The organism is Phaeobacter cretensis (assembly GCF_047372505.1).
Classification (GTDB): domain Bacteria; phylum Pseudomonadota; class Alphaproteobacteria; order Rhodobacterales; family Rhodobacteraceae; genus Phaeobacter; species Phaeobacter cretensis.
Window position 1 is genome coordinate 1086312 of record NZ_JBKBEU010000001.1, and the last position, 17679, is coordinate 1103990.

Below are 17679 nucleotides of genomic sequence, written 5' to 3' on the forward strand. Positions count from 1 at the left end.
GGGGTTACTCCTGTTCGCGCGGATCGGCGTTGCGGTTATCGACAACACGCTTGGCTTTGCCCTGGCTGCGTTCAACCGCACCGGGATCGCCGACAACGATCTCGGTCGAAACCCCCACCATATCCTTGATCTGCTTCGTCAATATCCGCGCGGCAGCAGTCTTGCTTGCCTCATCCGAGGCATCCGGGCTGGCCTCTACATAGACGCGCATGGCGTCCATGCGGCCCGATTTATAGAGCTCAATCTGATAGTGCGGCGCGAGACCATCGATGGCCATCAACTGCTCCTCCACCTGACTGGGAAAAACGTTGACACCACGCAGGATGATCATGTCGTCGCTGCGTCCGGTGATTTTTTCCATCCGCCGCATAGAACGTGCAGTACCAGGCAGCAGGCGCGTCAGATCACGGGTCCGATAGCGGACCATAGGCAGCCCTTCCTTTGTGATCGTCGTGAAGACCAGCTCACCCATTTCTCCATCCGGCAGCACCTCACCTGTCTGTGGGTCTATGATTTCCGGCAGGAAATGATCTTCCCAGATAACCGGGCCATCCTTGGCTTCAACACATTCATTGGCGACGCCGGGGCCCATAATCTCACTAAGGCCGTAAATGTCCACTGCATGCATATCAAAGGCCTCTTCAACCTCACGGCGCATCGCATCAGTCCAAGGTTCGGCACCAAAAACGCCAACCTTTAGTGAGCTTTCTCGAGGGTCAATGCCAACCTTTTGATATTGCTCGAGGATGTTAAGCATATAGGAAGGCGTCACCATAATGCCGTCCGGTCGAAAATCGGTGATCAGGCCGATCTGCTTTTCGGTTTGCCCACCAGACATAGGCACCACAGTCGCGCCCAGCCGCTCGATCCCGTAGTGCGCGCCAAGTCCACCGGTGAACAGCCCGTACCCATATGCGTTATGCACCATATCCCCCCTGCGCAAACCCGAGGCACGTAGACTACGTGCCATCAGATCAGCCCAATTGGAGATATCATTTTCAGTATAACCAACAACGGTCGGCTTGCCCGTCGTACCGGAGGACGCGTGCAATCGGATGATCTGCTCGCGTGGCACAGCAAAGAGACCAAAGGGATAATTGTCGCGCAGGTCATTCTTGTAGGTGAAGGGGAATTTGGCCAGATCCGACAACTGTTGCAGATGGTCGGGGTGCACGCCTGCATTATCAAACCGCTGCTTGTACATCGGCACATTTTCGTAGGCATGGCGCAGCGACCGTTTCAAACGGTCCAGCTGCAAGGCGCGGATTTCGTCAATGGAGGCAATCTCGATCGGATCAAGATCGGCTTTGTTTGGGGTCAGGTCTTTCATGGCGTCCTCCACACCTGGTCTTTGTAGAATGGCCTATACATCAAACAAATGGCCTTTGATCGCCCGTGACAGCCCGCGGAATTCGGCGATCTTGGTATCTTCCTGATTGGTGACAGTGACATCGTATATCCCACTGCGCCCGGTCAGGGAGACCTCCCGCGCAGTGGCGATCAGCCGGTCGCCTAACCGGCCTGGCGCGGTATAGCTGATCATATTTTGCTGAGCGACCGTTGATTGGTTGCGACTGTTGCAAGCAAAGGCAAAGGCACTGTCAGCAAGCATGAAGGTGACGCCGCCGTGGCAGATGCCATGGCCGTTACAGTGATGTGGCGAGACAGTCATCTCCAGCACCGCGAAACCCTCATCGACATGGGTGATTTCCATCCCGGCCCATTGCGAGGCCTGATCTGTCGCCCACATGGCGGCGGCAGACTTTTCGGCGCGCTCCTTGGGCGTCATGCCTACGCCCCCTTGAAAACAGGCGTACGTTTCTCGAGAAAACTGGCGACGCCTTCGGCATAGTCCGCGCTCTCGCCACAGGTTTTCATAGCGTCAGCTTCGATCTCAAGCTGTTCAGACAGCGTATTCGTAGCCGCGCCTTGAATGCAAAATTTGGTCAGACCCAAACCAAGTGTCGGCCCATTGGCGAATTTATCTGCCATGGCACGGGCCTCATCCATTAGATCCTCATCAGGCAGAGCCTTCCAGATCAATCCCCATTCTGCGGCTTTTTGGGCCGGCAAAGGTTCAGCGGTCAGGGCCAGCCCCTTGGCACGGGCCTCACCCAACAAACGCGGCAAATGCCAACTGCCGCCGGTATCAGGGATCAGACCCACTTTGGAAAAAGACTGGATAAACTTGGCACTATCGGCCGCCAACACCATATCGCAAGCCAGCGCCAGATTGGCTCCAGCGCCAGCGGCGACGCCATTGACGGCGCAGATCACCGGAAATTCAAGCGAGCGGATTAGGTTCACCAAAGGCGCATAGAAGGTTCGCACAGTGTGGCCAAGATCCGGAGAACTGTCCATTTTACGCGGGTCGCGATCGCCCAGATCTTGCCCCGCACAAAACCCACGACCGGCTCCCGTTAGCAGAACAGCACGCTTTCCTTGGTCACGTGACGCTTCAAGAGCCGCTCGCAGGGCGTGATGCATATCTTCGTTGAAACTGTTCAGCCGGTCCGGGCGGTTCAGAGTAATCTCCACCCAAGATCCATGATCCTTTATCAACAGCGTCTCAGACATCACAGCATCTCCCCTCGAGCATGTATTGACAAAGACCTTGCATAAACCGACCGGTTGGTCAATATATTTACGACCTCTCATATTTGACCGGGCTAAGACCGGTTCGGACGTAAAGGATCCCGCCATGAGCCTTCTTGATGTATCCAGCTTTGCCGCTGGCCAATGGATCGCACCCGGCACGGGCGCGCGCAGCATTGCAAGCGCGATCACCGGTGCACCCATTGCACAGGCCGGGAATGAGGCGTTGGACGTACAGGCGATGCTGGACTACGCCCGTTCGACCGGAGGCCCGGCCTTGCGCAAGATGACATTCCATGGTCGCGCCCGGATGTTAAAGGCACTGGCAACACATCTGAACACCCACAAACAGGCCCTTTATGATCTGAGCTTTGACACCGGTGCCACCAAATCCGATCATATGATCGACATCGATGGCGGAATTAGTACTGTATTTGTCTTTGCCTCAAAAGGGCGGCGGGAAATGCCGGATGCTCATGTCTATCTCGACGGTGATATCGAGCAGTTGTCACGCAATGGCAGCTTCCTTGGGCAACATATTTGCACGCCTCTGCAAGGAGTTGCAGTACATATCAACGCCTTCAACTTTCCTGTTTGGGGCATGTTGGAAAAACTAGCGCCAACCCTTCTCGCGGGTGTCCCAGCCATTGTAAAACCGGCCACCGCTACCTGCTATGTGACCGAACTGGCGGTGCGGCTCATGCTTGATAGCGGCCTTTTGCCAGATGGCGCATTACAACTGGTTTCAGGAGGTTTGGGCGATATGCTTGACCATCTGGGCATTCAGGATATCGTCAGCTTCACCGGCTCAGCACAGACTGCGGTCAAACTACGTTCCACCCCTGTTATCCTGGAAAAATCCGTGCGATTCGTCGCAGAGCAGGACAGTTTGAACGCCTCGATCCTGGGCCCTGACGCGACACCCGGCACGCCGGAGTTCGACCTCTTCATAAAGGAAGTCAGCCGCGAGATGACCACAAAGGCCGGTCAGAAATGTACCGCCATTCGCCGTATCATCGCACCGCAACCACAAGTCGATGCAGTCATCACTGCATTGTCTGAAAAATTGGCCAAAACCACCATCGGCGACCCCCGCTTGGACAGCACAGGCATGGGAGCGCTCGTATCAGGTAGCCAGAAACGTGACGTGTTGGACAAAGCAAAAATCCTGGCACAGGAGGCCGAGCGCGTTTACGGCGACCCAGACAGCTTTGTGGTGGCGGGTGCCGACCCCGAGAAAGGCGCATTTGTACCACCGATGCTGTTCCACTGTGCCGATCCAGACCGGGCTGAACGTATCCACGACACCGAAGCCTTTGGCCCTGTATCGACAGTTATGGGATACCGCGATCTTGACCATGCCATTGCACTCGCCAATCGGGGCGAAGGCTCCTTGGTGGCGTCAGTCATAACCCATGATGCAGAGGTGGCCCGCAGTGTCGCGCTAGGATCCGGTGCTTTCCACGGGCGGCTCTATTTCAACAACCGGGATTCGATGAAAGAATCCACCGGCCACGGTTCCCCGCTGCCACATATGGTCCACGGCGGCCCAGGCCGCGCGGGCGGTGGTGAAGAACTGGGCGGCGTGCGCGGCGTCAAACACTACATGCAGCGCACCGCCATTCAGGGCTCGCCCGATATCCTGTCAACCATTGGTGAGGCATGGGTTCCGGGCGGCATAGAACTGCCTGCCACAGTGCATCCTTTTACACGCAAGTTTGGTGAGCTAGAGCTAGGCGAAACCATGTATAGCGATACGCGCACCATCACCCTGGACGATATCGAGACCTTCGCCCATTTCACCGGCGATACATTTTATGCACATATGAATGATGAGGCAGCCAAACGGAACCCGTTTTTCCCCGGCCGTGTGGCCCATGGCTATCTGCTCATCAGCTTTGCCGCCGGCCTGTTTGTGCAACCTGACGAAGGTCCGGTTTTAGCAAATACCGGTCTAGATAACCTGCGGTTTATGAAACCCGTCTCCGCAGGCGACAGCATCAAAGTACGTCTGTCAGTCAAGAAGAAGACCCCTCGCAATGAAGACTATGGCGAGGTCCGTTGGCATGTGACCCTAAGCAATCAGGATGATGAGATTGCCGCCGAATATGAGCTGCTGACGATGAACGCCTTTTGACCGGGTTTTGTCGGGATAATGCCGCCCGCTCTGGCCTATCCGGGCCGGGCGACTTATCTATTATACATGACCGACAAGCAGCCATCCTGGTTCAGTACCGCCGTAACCGCCCTCGCTGACCCGCAAAACCAGCGGGTCTGGTCGATTATTGTCTCCCTTTTTGGAGATTTGGCGCAGCGTGACGGAGACCAGATCAATGGCAGCACCCTAACCCGGATCATCACCCCGATGGGCATCAAGCCCGAAGCGATCCGCGTTGCACTGCACCGCCTGCGCAAGGATGGTTGGATCGATAGCACCCGGTCGGGCCGCGCATCAGTCCACTTCCTGACTCAGATGGGCCGCAGCCAATCCGCTGCAGTCACTCCGCGCATCTATGCGGCTTCAACTGTACCACTGGTTGATTGGCATATACTGATCGCCGGAGATGGTCAGACCAGCGCGCTGGACGCCTTGGCGCAACAGCCAAACTACGTGGGGGTCAATCGCTCGACCATTTTGGGCCACGGATCATTGCCCCGCGACCACCACGATCTTCTGGTAGTAAAGGACCCGGATCTGTCCGTGCCAAATTGGCTGTGCGAGCACTTGTTTCCTGAGGATCTGAAACTGACGTGTGCCCGGCTCGACAGCACCTTGGCTGGCCTGAAACTGCCAAACGCCCTGCTTGCAGAGGCCAACGCCGTTGATTGGGCACAGATCGCGACCCTACGCACGATGATCGTGCATCGATGGCGGCGCGTCGTTCTACGCCACCCAGATTTGCCAAGCCGTTTTCATCCTGACGACTGGGTTGGAGAGAGCTGTCGTCACCGCGTCGCTGCGCTATTGCATAACCTCCCCCGCCCACATCTCAATCAGGCTGGAGAATTGCTGGCCCCGCCCCTTCCCTAGGAATAGGCGTAGTCGGGTTGCGATTTTCTGCTGGGAACAACTGTCAGGCGGTTTTTTTCTTTACAAACGCCAACGGGAAATCTACGCAACTCTCTAGATGGTTCCCGATGCGCGAAAAAAGCGGAGGGATGAAAAGGGAACGTGGTGTGGTGTAGCCATAAGGCGCCAAATCCGCGACTGCCCCCGCAACTGTGAGCGGAGAGCGACCTCGATAGTCCACTGACCTTTGCGTCGGGAAGGCCGAGGCCCGCAACAACCCGCAAGTCAGGAGACCTGCCATCCACTGGAAACCTATTGACCGGGCGGGGTGTTCCGGCGGGCAGGATGAATCAGCATGACGCTACGGCGTGGCTGTTCCCTTCCCCTATTTTGCCTCGTCACGATGCGCGGAGGGCGCTATGGACGGGACAACTCGGCACCGCATTCTGGTGTGCACATCCTGCAAAGGCACGGAGCCCGGCAGCCGACCCGGCCCGGCGTTTATTGCGGATCTGCGCGCGGCCCTAGCCCAACGCGACGGCCCAGAGATCGAGGTCGCTGGCGTCGCTTGCATGGCGGGTTGCGGCAATCCCTGCACCGTTGGTTTTCAGGCATACGGTAAGGCCAGCTATGTATTTGGCGACCTTAATCGCAAAGAAGATCTGTCCGACATTTTGTCCTTTGCCGATCTTTACCATGTGTTGGCAGATGGCTGGTGCAGCTCGGTTGATCGTCCTGGCAAGCTGCGTCGCAACACGCTGTCGCGCATTCCCGCCTTCTTTCCTGCCGCACCGTCGCAAGATGCAGCAGACACCGCATTTGTGCCTGTGGCAGAGCCAGCCGAATGACCGCCGCTGCACTCACCGTTACAGAGGTTAGCTGGGGGCCAAGCCGAATGGCCCCGTTGATCCTTCATCCTACCAGTTTCCATCTGGATGCAGGCCGGGTATTAGGTATCGTTGGGCCAAACGGCGCGGGCAAATCGAGCCTGCTGCGTGTCATCTACCGCTTCAACCAGCCGCGCAGTGGCAAGGTGGTAGTCGGCGATAGTGATATCTGGGCCTTGCCTCCGAAAGCCGCTGCACGGCGTGTCGCGGCTGTATTGCAGGAACAACCCACCGACTTCGCGCTCACTGTAGCAGAGATCGTGGCATTGGGGCGTGCTCCGTACCGTTCCGGATTCGCCACGCCGGGTGCCCGTGATGGTGCGATCATCGAGCAAATGCTGAACCGGCTGGAGCTTCGAAGGATGGCAGATCGCGCGTTTGGCACCCTTTCAGGTGGCGAGCGCCAGCGTGTCATGGTTGCCCGCGCATTGGCCCAAGAACCTGCACTATTGGTGCTGGATGAGCCAACCAACCATCTGGATATTCGTCATCAGTTGGATGTGCTGGATCTGATCCGGGATCTGGACACTACGATTGTCACCAGCCTGCACGACCTCAATATCGCGGCCGATGCCTGCGACGATATCCTGTTGATGTCCAGTGGTCGTCAACTCGCCTTTGGCGCGCCCTGTGACGTATTGAGCGAAGACATCGTTAGTGAGGTCTTCAACGTCGCAGCAAGACGCGAGACTCTTGCTCCTTCCGGGCAGGATCATCTTACCTTTCACCTCCCCCTTTCATAAGGACCCCAATGACTATGATTACCCGCTTTTCTACTGTGAATCAGCTGCTTACCGCCACCGTTCTAGCTGCGTCTTTGGCTCCGATGGCTCAGGCCGAGACATCCGTAGAAAGCTGCAATCGCAGCGTTAGCTTTGACGCGCCGCCGCAGCGCGCCGTTTCCAATGATGTCAACCTGACCGAGATGATGCTGGCGTTGGGTCTGGCGGATCGCATGGTTGGCTACACCGGTATTTCCGGTTGGAAAACTCTAGATCCGGAGATGCGCGATGGCGTCGCTGAACTGCCAGAGCTGTCCGCAAAGTACCCCTCCAAGGAAGTACTGATTGGCGCTGACGCTGATTTCTTCTTCGCCGGTTGGAACTATGGCATGAAAGTAGGCGGCCCTGTCACACCTGAGACACTCGCGCCGTTTGACATCAAGGTCTACGAGCTGACCGAGAGCTGCATCCACATTGGCGAGAAATCCAAGGTCAGCATGGATGACATGTACAACGACCTGCTGAACCTGGGCCGGATCTTTGCAGTTGAAGATAAGGCTGAGGAGCTGGTGGCCGGTTACAAAGGTGAATTGGCAACATTTGCCGATACCCGCTCCGAAACCGGTGATCCCTTGCGTGTGTTTGTCTATGACAGCGGTGAGGACACACCATTTACCGCAGGCAAATACGCCATGCCCACCGCCTTGATTGAGGCGGCAGGCGGAAGCAACGTCATGGACGATATGGAGAAAAGCTGGGCCACGGCCACTTGGGAAGCGGTTGTCGAGCGCAACCCCGAAGTTATCGTAATCGTAAACTACGGGTCGGTCACCGCCGAGGAAAAGCGGGCCTTCATGCGGAACAATCCGGCCTTTGCAGAAATCGACGCTGTGAAGAACGACCGGTTTGTCACGCTGGAATATGTCGAAGCAACTCCAGGCCCGCGCAACATCCGCGCGATCAAGACATTGGCCACGGGCTTTGACGCAGCACGCGCCAACGCTGTAAACAACTGATATGTCGACCGCCCACGCCCATTCCGTATCTGAGCCGCGTCTAAATGCGCGCGCCCGGCGACGCCTGCGCGGGCGGCTGGCCTGGATCTTGGGCGGGGCCGTTCTAACGGCCCTGACCCTATCAATTGCGGTCTCCGTCGGAGCCGTTGGTATCCCCCTGACCTCTGTCTGGGGTATCATTGCCAGCAAGCTGACCACAGGCGCCGATAGCATATTTGCCGCTGAGTGGAGCAAGGGCCAGGCGGCCATCGTCTGGGACATCCGGTTCCCGCGTGCGCTCTTGGCAATGATGGTTGGTGCCGGCCTTGCCATGGTTGGTGCCAGCCTTCAGGCTGTGACCCGCAATCCGCTTGCAGACCCGCATCTTCTCGGAATCTCTGCAGGCGGAGCTTTTGGTGCCATTCTGGCACTTCTCCACACTGGGCTATTTCTGGGCCTCCTTACTGTACCCCTGCTAGCTTTCATGGGGGCTCTTGGGGCAACCGCGCTGGTGCTGGCCGTCTCCCGCTTTGCTGAGGCGACAACAGCTGACCGGTTGGTACTGGTCGGTGTGGCCGTCTCCTTTGTGATCATGGCTGGCGCCAATGTATTGATCTTTCTAGGCGACCCACGCGCCACCCATACCGTCGTGTTCTGGATGCTGGGCGGGCTTGGGCTGGCACAGTGGAACCACCTTGCCTATCCGATGGTTGTCTTGGTGCTTTGCGGGGGCTGGCTTTGGTCACGCTCCGGCGATCTAAATGCCATGACTGTTGGTGATGAAACAGCAACGACGCTTGGTATTCCTGTAGCACGGTTTCGCCTGATGACCTTCTGCGCAGGAGCGTTGATCACAGGCGTAATGGTGGCATTTTCCGGCATGATCGGTTTTGTCGGGTTGATTGTACCACATGTGGCGCGGTTGATCGTCGGTGGAGATCATCGCCGTGTCCTCCCGGTCTCAGCCCTGTTTGGCGGATTATTTCTGGTCTCCGCCGATATCGCAGCCCGCACCCTGATGGCACCTGAAGACATGCCGATCGGGCTTGTTACCGGGCTGGTCGGCGGTGTGTTCTTCATCTGGTTGCTCCGCCGTCGCTGAGCCACGTCAGACATCAGACATCAGACATCAGACAGAGTAGAAGAAAGGCCCCATGATCCTGCGAGGGGCCTTTCGCAGCTATAGACCTTAAGCAGCAGCGACGACAATCATCTCAACCAGCAACTCTGGACGCGCCAGTTTTGCTTCGCCGCAGGCACGCGCAGGGGCATGACCCTCAGGCACCCAGGCGTCCCAAACCTCATTCATTGAGGCGAAGTCTGCCATATCGGACAGCCAGATGGTACATTGCAGGATGCGGGATTTGTCGCTGCCTGCTTCGGCCAGCAGCCGATCGATATTGTCGAGACAGTCCTGCGTCTGTTGGGCGACACTGGCCCCAGCGGTGCCAACCTGCCCGGCCAGATATATGGTGTCACCATGTTTGACGATCTGGCTCATGCGGGGGCCGGTATGGCTGCGTTCAATCTGTGTCATATGATCCTCGTTTGATATCTACCAGCCAGCAAGGCGGGTCCGTCACATGGTTATCGACCCGTTCCAAACAAGGCAATGGACCCTATGACTTGCGCCAAGGTAGAGCTACTCCGCACGAAACAACTCGTTCAAATACCGCACAAACTTAAATAACTGAATTCGTCCTTGCCTAAAAGAAAAGCACCCCCCTATAGTTCATCTTGCGGAACATCTGACGGGTATTGCCGGGGTCACGACAAGCTCCCTACCGTCGAAGACACGCTGGCTCAACCAGCGACGTTCCAGAGCCCGCGACAGTGCAGGGCTATCGACAAGGGGAAAATGACATGACACCGATCAAGACCGGAGCGCATTTGTCGCGCCGCAATTTTCTGCTCAGCTGTGCGGCTGGGGCTCTGACTGTTTCACTTGGCGCAGCGTTGCCACATCAAGCGATTGCAGCCGAACCTATCAAGGTTGCGGGCATCTACACCGTCCCCGTAGAGCAGCAATGGGTCAGCCGGATCCACATCGCGGCCATCGCAGCGAAAGATCGAGGTGACATCACCTATACTTTCTCTGAGAACACCTCGAATACGGATTATCCCCGTGTGATGCGTGAATATGCCGAACAAGGGCATAAGCTGATCATTGGCGAGATATTCGGGGTCGAGGCGGAGGCCCGCGAAGTGGCCGCTGATTACCCAGATGTTGCCTTCCTGATGGGGTCGTCGTTCAAGGAAGACCCTGCCCTGCCCAATCTGGCGGTATTTGATAATTATATTCAGGATGCCTCATATCTCTCTGGCATCGTGGCCGGCGCTATGTCTGAAAACGGCAATATCGGTATGGTCGGTGGGTTCCCCATCCCAGAGGTGAACCGGTTGATGCATGCGTTCATGGCAGGCGCGCGTGAGATGAACCCGGACATCCAGTTTCAGGTGTCTTTCATTGGCAGCTGGTTTGATCCGCCAAAGGCCAAGGAAACCGCCTTTGCCATGATCGAGAATGGCGCGGATATGCTCTATGCGGAACGCTTTGGCGTCTCCGACGCCGCCAAGGAAAAGGGCATTTTAGCAATTGGCAATGTGATCGACACACAAGCGGACTACCCGGAAACTGTGGCGGCTTCGGCAATCTGGCACTTTGAACCAACGCTGGATGCCGCCATTGCCAAAGTCCGCGAGAGCAGCTTCACCGCAGCAGATTATGGCGTCTATTCCTTTATGAAGGAGGGCGGCGCATCGCTCGCTCCATACGGCACTTTCGAGGGTAAGATCCCTCAGAAAGCAGTGGACCTGATTAGCAGCCGCGCGGCAGCCATCAAAGACGGCTCTTACGTGGTAGAGATCAACGACACCGAGCCTACATCCTCCTGATCGGGGGGCTCACATGGCATCGGATCAGATAGCGCAGACACCGGGCACCACTCCGGTGCTGCGTCTTAAAAACATAACCAAACGCTTTGGCAGCGTCACTGCAAACGACAACGTGAGCTTTGACCTGTTGCCCGGTGAAGTTATAGCACTGCTTGGCGAAAACGGCGCTGGCAAGACCACGTTAATGAACATCCTGTTCGGCCAATATACCGCCGACGCAGGCGCGGTGGAGCTGTTTGGAGCTACCCTGCCTCCCGGTGCGCCACGCGCTGCGCTTGATGGCGGGGTTGGTATGGTGCATCAGCATTTCACACTCACAGACAACCTGACAGTTTGGGAAAACATCACCCTAGGCGTAGAGCCGTTGTTTGGCCCCCGCCTTCGAGCTGCGTCCGCTAAGGCACGTATTCGGGCACTCGCTGAGCAATTTCGACTGAAAGTCGATCCAAACGCCAAGGTTGCCCGGCTCACTGTGGGCGAACGTCAACGGGTAGAGATCCTGAAGGCGCTCTATCGGGACGCACGTATTCTGATTTTGGATGAACCTACGGCCGTTTTGACGCCACAGGAATCCGACGCGCTGTTTGCAACGCTACGCGAAGCGATCAGCCGAGGCCTGTCGGTTATCTTCATCTCGCACAAGCTCCACGAAGTAATGGCCATTTCCGACCGCGTTCTCGTTCTGCGCCATGGTCAACTGGTGGCCGAACGACGGACGTCAAATACCAATCGCGACGAACTGGCTGCACTGATGGTTGGCGCGGAGGTGGTCCCGGCAAAATTCACCACCAATCCCCCCGGCGCGACCCTGCTTCAGCTGGAGGACGTCAGCACCCCTAGCATGGGATCTGCTCCCGGCCTGCAACGCGTCTCGCTTGATCTTGCCGCCGGGCAAATCACCGGGCTGGCCGGGGTTTCGGGAAACGGGCAAGCTGCCCTGTCGGACCTCATCTCCGGCCTGACGACACCCCATTCCGGTACTATGACTTTGAACGGAGCCAGACCAGTCCGCTGGTCCCCCCGCCGGGCCATCAACGCAGGTATCGCGCGCATCCCGGAAGACAGGCATAAGACAGGCACGATTGCGGATTTTGATCTGACCGAAAACGCTATCCTTGAAACCTACGCGACACGCTTCAGCAAGCGGGGTTGGCTGGATTGGCGTGCGGCGCGCAGCTTTGCCAAAGCAGTGATTGCAGGCTATGACGTGCGGTGCCCCGGTCCAGACACGCGCATTCGTCTGCTCTCCGGCGGCAATATGCAAAAACTGATCCTTGGCCGTGTTCTGGAACAATCGCCACAGATCATTCTGGCTAATCAGCCGGTACGCGGACTGGATATCGGCGCGGTCACCTATGTTCACGAACAGCTGGCCAAGGCCTGCTCACGAGGGGCGGCCGTGCTGCTTATCTCAGAAGATCTGGACGAAATCATGCAACTCTCCGATGTGATTCATGTCATCAGCGAAGGTCGCCTTAGCCCCGGATTTGCACGCGGCACCAAGCAACCGGAAGAGCTGGGGACGTGGATGGCCGGCCATGGCTTTGATAGTCCACAAACGGAGGATGGTCATGCGGCTTGAACCGATTGCGGCACCAAGCTGGCAGCGGCGACTTTTACCGCCTGCGCTCGCGCTGCTCACCACATTTGCACTGGCAGCGCTTCTGGCACAGATTGCCGGTGGTGAACCACTCTCGATCTTTGGTTTGATCCTGACCGGGGCGTTTGGGTCAAAATTCGCGTTGCTTGAGACCCTGAACCGAGCGACGCCGCTGATATTCACTGGATTGGCCATCGCAGTCGCCTTTCGTGCCAAGCTGTGGAACATTGGCGCAGAGGCGCAGCTTTATGCAGGTGCAGTGATCACTGTTGTACTGGGCACCGGCTCGCTGCCTAACCTGCCTGCCCCGCTATTGCTGCCTATCCTGGGCGCTGCTGCAGTGATCGCAGGAGCCGGCCTGTTGCTTGTGCCTGCGCTCTTGAAAACACGGCTCGGCGTTGACGAAGTGGTCACGACGCTGTTGTTCAACTTTATTTTCTTGCTTTTTGTATCCTACCTGTTGGAGGGGCCGCTGAAGGATCCGATGGGAATGGGCTGGCCGAAGTCGCCGCGACTGGACCCTGAGGCGCGTCTGCCACGCGTCTTCGACGGATTGCGATTGCACTGGGGCTTTGCGCTGGCGCTGATTTCCGCGCTTTTGGTCTGGTTAATCAACACCCGTACAACGCTCGGCTATGAAATGCGCGCGGTTGGCCAAAATGCCGAGGCAGCCCGCTTTGCCGGCATTCCAGTGACCAAGGTGATCCTGAAAACCGCACTTCTGTCTGGTGGCCTTGCCGGATTGGCTGGGTATTCCGAGGTCGCGGGCCTTAAGGGCGCACTGACGCTCGATCTGAGCCCAGGCTTTGGCTACACAGGCATCGTTGTCGCCATGCTCGCGCTTCTGCACCCCATTGGTGTGGTCTTTGCCGCCCTGTTTGTGGCTGCAATCTTTGTTGGGGCGGATAGCATGAGCCGCGCCGCAGGTGTGCCCAGCTATCTTGCGGATATCATGCTCGCCTCAGCTCTGTTGCTGATGGTGCTGGCAATCCTGCTCAGCAAATTCCGGCTGCGGAGGGACTGAATTGGACATTCTGGATATCCTACTCTCGGCCAGCTTTTGGGCCGCAGCTATCCGCATCGCTTCACCGCTGATCTTTGCCACTTTGGGCGAATTAATCTGTGAGCGAGCCGGTGTGCTCAACCTCGGGATCGAGGGGATCATGGTCGTCGGCGCTTTCTCAGGCTGGATCGCAGTCTGGGCCGGTCTGCCGCTCTGGGGCGGGGTCGCTGTCGCCATGATGACGGGCATGGCCTTTGGCTTACTGCACGCGACGCTTAGCGTACCGTTTGGGCTCTCGCAGCATGTGGTGGGCATCGGGCTGACTTTGCTTGCAACATCGCTGACCTTCTACACCTACCGCGTCGTTCTGCCCGAGGTTTCTTCCCCACCCAAGATCCAGTCATTTCAAACCTTTGAAATCCCATTTCTGTCAGATCTGCCGCTGGTAGGCCCAGCGCTCTTCGCGCAGACGCCGCTGACGTATGCTGCCTTTGTTCTGGCAGCATTCTGTGCATATACGCTGTACCGCACGCCACTTGGGTTAGCCGTGCGCGCTGCAGGCGAGAACCCATCCGCAGTGGCAGCCCAAGGCCTATCGGTTACGGCCATCCGCATGGGGGCTGTAGTTGTTGGCAGCGGGTTCATGGCGGTTGGTGGTGCTTTTCTCACGCTTTCGGCGTTTGACAGTTTCTTTTTCGACATGGTGAACGGACGTGGCTGGATCTGCATTGCATTGGTGGTGTTTGGTGCCTGGCGCCCAGGCAAAGCTGTACTTGGCGCGATCCTGTTTGCGGCCTTTGATGCGATGCAAATCCGCCTGCAGCAGACCGGGATTGGTACCATCGTGCCCTACCAACTGTTCCTGATGCTGCCCTATGTGCTGTCGATACTCGCGCTTATCGTGATGTCACGCCGTGCTGAGGTACCGGCCGCACTGATGGTACCATTCAATAAGGGAGAGAGATGATGTTCGACCTGTTGATCAAGGGGGGCACCCTGCCCAACGGACGCGTCGCAGATATTGCTATCACTGGCGCACACATCAGTGAGGTTGATGCAAATATCACCGCCACGGCCAAAGAAACCATCGACGCCGCTGGCGATCTTGTCTCGCCTCCTTTTGTGGATCCGCATTTCCACATGGATGCGACGCTGTCTTACGGCCTGCCACGGGTCAACGCATCCGGAACGCTGTTAGAGGGCATCAGCCTCTGGGGGGAACTCCGCGAAGAAGCCTGTGTCACGGATATGGTCGACCGTGCGCTGACTTATTGCGACTGGGCCGCGAGCATGGGCCTCCTAGCGATCCGCACCCATGTAGACACAACCCCCGATCACCTACACGGCGTAACCGCGATGCTGGAAGTGCGCGACGCGGTAAAGGACTATATTGATCTACAGCTAGTCGCCTTTCCGCAGGACGGCCTATATCGGGCGAACAATGGCCGCGAAAACCTTATGCGCGCATTGGATATGGGCGTCGATGTAGTTGGGGGAATTCCACATTTCGAACGGAGTATGCAGGATGGCGCAGACTCGCTGCGGGATCTTTGCAAGATCGCTGCGGATCGCGGACTGAGGGTGGATATCCACTGCGATGAGACCGACGATCCCCTGTCTCGCCATATCGAAAGACTGGCACAAGAAACTCTGCGCCATGGCCTGCAGGGGCGTGTGGCCGGCAGCCATCTGACCTCGATGCATTCAATGGACAACTACTACGTCTCCAAATTGCTGCCGCTGATAGCTGAGGCAGGGATTGCTGCCATTCCAAATCCGCTGATCAACATCGTTTTGCAGGGTCGCCATGACAGCTTTCCCAAGCGGCGTGGGCTGACGCGTGTAAAAGAGCTACTAGAACATGGCGTCTTGGTCGGTTGGGGACAGGATTGTGTGCTGGATCCTTGGTATAGCCTTGGAACAGGCGACATGCTGGATGTAGCCTTTATGGGGATGCATGTCGCGCAGATGACCCACCCCGATGAGATGGCACATTGCTTCACCATGGTAACCGAAAGCAACGCCGCCATCATGGGGCTAGACGGGTATGGCCTGAAGAAGGGTGATCAGGCATCTCTGGTGGTGCTGGACGCCGCTACGCCAACCGAAGCGCTCCGCCTGCGCGCCTCTCGCCTGGCCGTCGTGGCCAAGGGCAAGGTCATCAGCACCACTCCGCGCGGCGATGCAGATCTATCGCTGCCAGGACGTCAAACGCAGGTTCGGCGCCGTCACCAGATGCCAGGCTAAGGCTATGCTGCTGACCACTTTGTATCAGCCCATATAGGATGCAGTTACCGAAGAAACCGATTACGTGACCTCGCAATTTATCGCGGCAAAGAGGATCATCCGTGGTTGACCTTGTCCACAACACGCAGAACCATTGTTCCAAAGCCAAGGCCCGCAAGCCAAATCTGCCGTTTACCCACTATTCCAGTCGCGCTACTGACCGAGGATCCCCATGCCCCACTGCCTTGCCCGCCGCGCGCTAACAACAACGATCAGAGCGCCCCGCATCACCGGTATCATCGTTCCCAGGCGAACGATCCTCCAGCTTCTGACAGCACTAATGCTGGTCTTGCTTCTGACATCGCCGCATCCCTTGTCCGCTCAGGCGACAAGCGACCCAGTCCAGACCGACAGCGCAATCCAGCTGGATAACAACGCAGCCCCAGACACTCAGATCCGCCGTCGTATCGTCGATCTCCTTGGAGAAATTGAAGGCTTCGACAAGGTTGGTGTCTCTGTGTCCAGTGGCGTCGTGACTTTGTCCGGCGAGGTGTTGGACAATCCACGGCAAGCCCAGCTGACCACGATGATTGAACGGATCGACGGAGTGGTCGCTATCGAAAATCAGACCGTGGTCAACGGGCGCCTTGATGAACGGCTCGACTCGGCCTTTTCACGGCTGAAAGAACGCACCCGTAACATTGTGGCCAATGCGCCAATCTTCTTTGTTGCGGTGATGGTTTTCGTGATGATCTCTGCCTTTGGCTGGCTCGTCACGACCCGGCTTCGTATCTGGCAGCGCCTGGCCCCCAATTCGTTCATTGCCGAAGTCTATAGCGCCGTCGCACGCATTGCGTTCATCATTCTGGGCCTCGTTGTCGCACTTGATATCCTGAATGCGACGGCCCTGCTCGGCGCAGTACTCGGGGCCGCTGGTGTGGCTGGTCTGGCTGTTGGTTTTGCGGTGCGCGACACGGTTGAAAACTTCATAGCCTCCATCCTGCTCAGCCTCCGCCAGCCCTTTCGCCCCAACGATTTTGTGGAAATAGCGGGCGACATGGGAACTGTCGCCCGTCTTACATCACGTGCAACCATCCTGATCTCACCAGAAGGGAACCATATCCGCATCCCAAATGCGACTGTCTTCAAGGGACGTATCGTAAATTACACCCGTGACGACAACAGACGCTTCGAATTTGAATTGGGCGTTGATGCCGACGCCGATCTGGCTGCGGCTCTGTCAACGGCGGTCAATGCTCTGCAATCCCTACCCTTTGTTTTGCGCGATCCATCGGTTGGAGCCTGGGTCAAGGACGTTGGCGATTCCAACGTTGTCCTGACGTTTACCGGATGGGTCGATCAAACCCGCAGTAGCTTCCTCAAAGCCCGTGGAGAAGCAATCCGAACCGCAAAAACCGCATTAGAAAGCAATGGGTTCGGGTTGCCGGTGCCGATTTACCGGCTGCGGGTTGATGCCAATGCCCTGGCCAGCGTTCTGCCGGTATCGGATCAGATAAAGAACGACACCCCCGACCCGCTATTCACGCAAGACTTAGAAGAGACACCGCTGCCCGCGGCATCCGATCCCTCACATGTTGAGGACGCCAATGAGGAAGCCGCAGCCCGTGAGCGAAATGCCCCCGATGGCGGCGGCGATTTGTTAAGCGAAGGACAGCAAGCAGAGTGACGCCACCACCTTGTGCGCCTCAATACGAATTTCTCAGGCAGGGTCTAGCAATAGGGCCG

Annotated in this window: 16 protein-coding genes and 1 riboswitch; of the genes, 12 read left to right on the forward strand and 4 right to left on the reverse strand. The window is 57.4% G+C overall.

Annotated features, from left to right (window positions below; translation table 11 throughout):
* Positions 1–4: 4 nt before the first annotated feature.
* The 3 genes from paaK to paaG are packed head-to-tail and all read right to left on the reverse strand — an operon-like array spanning position 5 to position 2577.
* Positions 5–1330, reverse strand: coding sequence for a phenylacetate--CoA ligase PaaK (gene paaK, locus ACEWZM_RS05245; protein ID WP_414005434.1), 1326 nt, complete (start codon positions 1328–1330; stop codon positions 5–7).
* A 33-nt stretch (positions 1331–1363) separates the two neighbouring features.
* Positions 1364–1789, reverse strand: a complete 426-nt coding sequence (paaI, locus tag ACEWZM_RS05250) for a hydroxyphenylacetyl-CoA thioesterase PaaI (protein ID WP_414005435.1) — start codon at positions 1787–1789, stop codon at positions 1364–1366.
* 2 nt (positions 1790–1791) lie between these two features.
* Entirely contained in the window at positions 1792–2577 is a 786-nt protein-coding gene (paaG, locus tag ACEWZM_RS05255) for a 2-(1,2-epoxy-1,2-dihydrophenyl)acetyl-CoA isomerase PaaG (RefSeq protein WP_414005436.1), read from the reverse strand.
* Between the two features lie 124 nt (positions 2578–2701).
* Here paaG and paaZ point away from each other — a divergent pair, with 124 nt between their 5' ends.
* The 6 genes from paaZ (at position 2702) to ACEWZM_RS05285 (ending at position 9311) form a co-directional block, all read left to right on the forward strand.
* Positions 2702–4732 (forward strand): phenylacetic acid degradation bifunctional protein PaaZ, encoded by a 2031-nt coding sequence (paaZ, locus tag ACEWZM_RS05260; RefSeq protein WP_414005437.1) that lies wholly within the window; start codon positions 2702–2704, stop codon positions 4730–4732.
* A 66-nt stretch (positions 4733–4798) separates the two neighbouring features.
* Positions 4799–5626: a PaaX family transcriptional regulator C-terminal domain-containing protein gene (locus ACEWZM_RS05265; protein WP_414007963.1), complete on the forward strand. Its 828-nt coding sequence runs from the start codon at positions 4799–4801 to the stop codon at positions 5624–5626.
* 81 nt (positions 5627–5707) lie between these two features.
* A riboswitch (cobalamin riboswitch) is annotated at positions 5708–5921 on the forward strand.
* 103 nt (positions 5922–6024) lie between these two features.
* Positions 6025–6453, forward strand: coding sequence for a DUF1636 family protein (locus tag ACEWZM_RS05270; protein WP_414005438.1), 429 nt, complete (start codon positions 6025–6027; stop codon positions 6451–6453).
* Positions 6450–7235, forward strand: a complete 786-nt coding sequence (locus tag ACEWZM_RS05275) for an ABC transporter ATP-binding protein (RefSeq protein ID WP_414005439.1) — start codon at positions 6450–6452, stop codon at positions 7233–7235. Before ACEWZM_RS05270 ends, ACEWZM_RS05275 begins: the two co-directional genes overlap by 4 nt.
* Before the next feature lie 14 nt (positions 7236–7249).
* Positions 7250–8230 carry an ABC transporter substrate-binding protein gene (locus tag ACEWZM_RS05280; protein WP_414007964.1) on the forward strand — a complete coding sequence of 327 codons (981 nt, stop codon included), beginning with the start codon at positions 7250–7252 and terminating at the stop codon, positions 8228–8230.
* A 1-nt stretch (position 8231) separates the two neighbouring features.
* On the forward strand, positions 8232–9311 hold the full coding sequence (locus ACEWZM_RS05285; RefSeq protein WP_414005440.1) for a FecCD family ABC transporter permease: 1080 nt from the start codon (positions 8232–8234) through the stop codon (positions 9309–9311).
* An 87-nt stretch (positions 9312–9398) separates the two neighbouring features.
* Here ACEWZM_RS05285 and ACEWZM_RS05290 read toward each other — a convergent pair whose 3' ends face one another.
* A complete protein-coding gene (locus ACEWZM_RS05290; protein ID WP_414005441.1) occupies positions 9399–9746 on the reverse strand; it encodes a RidA family protein in 348 nt (115 codons plus the stop codon).
* 326 nt (positions 9747–10072) lie between these two features.
* On the opposite strand from ACEWZM_RS05290, the gene ACEWZM_RS05295 reads away from it, so the two are divergent.
* The 6 genes from ACEWZM_RS05295 to ACEWZM_RS05320 all read left to right on the forward strand — a co-directional run bounded on the left by ACEWZM_RS05295 (position 10073) and on the right by ACEWZM_RS05320 (position 17620).
* Positions 10073–11104 carry a BMP family protein gene (locus tag ACEWZM_RS05295; RefSeq protein ID WP_414005442.1) on the forward strand — a complete coding sequence of 344 codons (1032 nt, stop codon included), beginning with the start codon at positions 10073–10075 and terminating at the stop codon, positions 11102–11104.
* 13 nt (positions 11105–11117) lie between these two features.
* Positions 11118–12686, forward strand: a complete 1569-nt coding sequence (locus ACEWZM_RS05300) for an ABC transporter ATP-binding protein (protein ID WP_414005443.1) — start codon at positions 11118–11120, stop codon at positions 12684–12686.
* Positions 12676–13728 carry an ABC transporter permease gene (locus ACEWZM_RS05305; protein ID WP_414005444.1) on the forward strand — a complete coding sequence of 351 codons (1053 nt, stop codon included), beginning with the start codon at positions 12676–12678 and terminating at the stop codon, positions 13726–13728. Before ACEWZM_RS05300 ends, ACEWZM_RS05305 begins: the two co-directional genes overlap by 11 nt.
* Before the next feature lies 1 nt (position 13729).
* Positions 13730–14674, forward strand: a complete 945-nt coding sequence (locus ACEWZM_RS05310; protein WP_414005445.1) for an ABC transporter permease — start codon at positions 13730–13732, stop codon at positions 14672–14674.
* Positions 14674–15954: an amidohydrolase family protein gene (locus ACEWZM_RS05315; RefSeq protein ID WP_414007965.1), complete on the forward strand. Its 1281-nt coding sequence runs from the start codon at positions 14674–14676 to the stop codon at positions 15952–15954. The genes ACEWZM_RS05310 and ACEWZM_RS05315 overlap by 1 nt, the downstream gene beginning before the upstream one ends.
* A 211-nt stretch (positions 15955–16165) precedes the next feature.
* Positions 16166–17620 (forward strand): mechanosensitive ion channel family protein, encoded by a 1455-nt coding sequence (locus tag ACEWZM_RS05320; RefSeq protein WP_414005446.1) that lies wholly within the window; start codon positions 16166–16168, stop codon positions 17618–17620.
* The last annotated feature ends 59 nt before the right edge of the window (positions 17621–17679 follow it).

Bases quoted from the DNA above. Each gene is read 5' to 3' on its own strand.
- paaK (WP_414005434.1), bottom strand. From the start codon at position 1,330: ATGAAAGACCTGACCCCAAACAAAGCCGATCTTGATCCGATCGAGATT.
- paaI (WP_414005435.1), bottom strand. From the start codon at position 1,789: ATGACGCCCAAGGAGCGCGCCGAAAAGTCTGCCGCCGCCATGTGGGCG.
- paaG (WP_414005436.1), bottom strand. From the start codon at position 2,577: ATGTCTGAGACGCTGTTGATAAAGGATCATGGATCTTGGGTGGAGATT.
- paaZ (WP_414005437.1), top strand. From the start codon at position 2,702: ATGAGCCTTCTTGATGTATCCAGCTTTGCCGCTGGCCAATGGATCGCA.
- ACEWZM_RS05265 (WP_414007963.1), top strand. From the start codon at position 4,799: ATGACCGACAAGCAGCCATCCTGGTTCAGTACCGCCGTAACCGCCCTC.
- ACEWZM_RS05270 (WP_414005438.1), top strand. From the start codon at position 6,025: ATGGACGGGACAACTCGGCACCGCATTCTGGTGTGCACATCCTGCAAA.
- ACEWZM_RS05275 (WP_414005439.1), top strand. From the start codon at position 6,450: ATGACCGCCGCTGCACTCACCGTTACAGAGGTTAGCTGGGGGCCAAGC.
- ACEWZM_RS05280 (WP_414007964.1), top strand. From the start codon at position 7,250: ATGATTACCCGCTTTTCTACTGTGAATCAGCTGCTTACCGCCACCGTT.
- ACEWZM_RS05285 (WP_414005440.1), top strand. From the start codon at position 8,232: ATGTCGACCGCCCACGCCCATTCCGTATCTGAGCCGCGTCTAAATGCG.
- ACEWZM_RS05290 (WP_414005441.1), bottom strand. From the start codon at position 9,746: ATGACACAGATTGAACGCAGCCATACCGGCCCCCGCATGAGCCAGATC.
- ACEWZM_RS05295 (WP_414005442.1), top strand. From the start codon at position 10,073: ATGACACCGATCAAGACCGGAGCGCATTTGTCGCGCCGCAATTTTCTG.
- ACEWZM_RS05300 (WP_414005443.1), top strand. From the start codon at position 11,118: ATGGCATCGGATCAGATAGCGCAGACACCGGGCACCACTCCGGTGCTG.
- ACEWZM_RS05305 (WP_414005444.1), top strand. From the start codon at position 12,676: ATGCGGCTTGAACCGATTGCGGCACCAAGCTGGCAGCGGCGACTTTTA.
- ACEWZM_RS05315 (WP_414007965.1), top strand. From the start codon at position 14,674: ATGTTCGACCTGTTGATCAAGGGGGGCACCCTGCCCAACGGACGCGTC.
- ACEWZM_RS05320 (WP_414005446.1), top strand. From the start codon at position 16,166: ATGCCCCACTGCCTTGCCCGCCGCGCGCTAACAACAACGATCAGAGCG.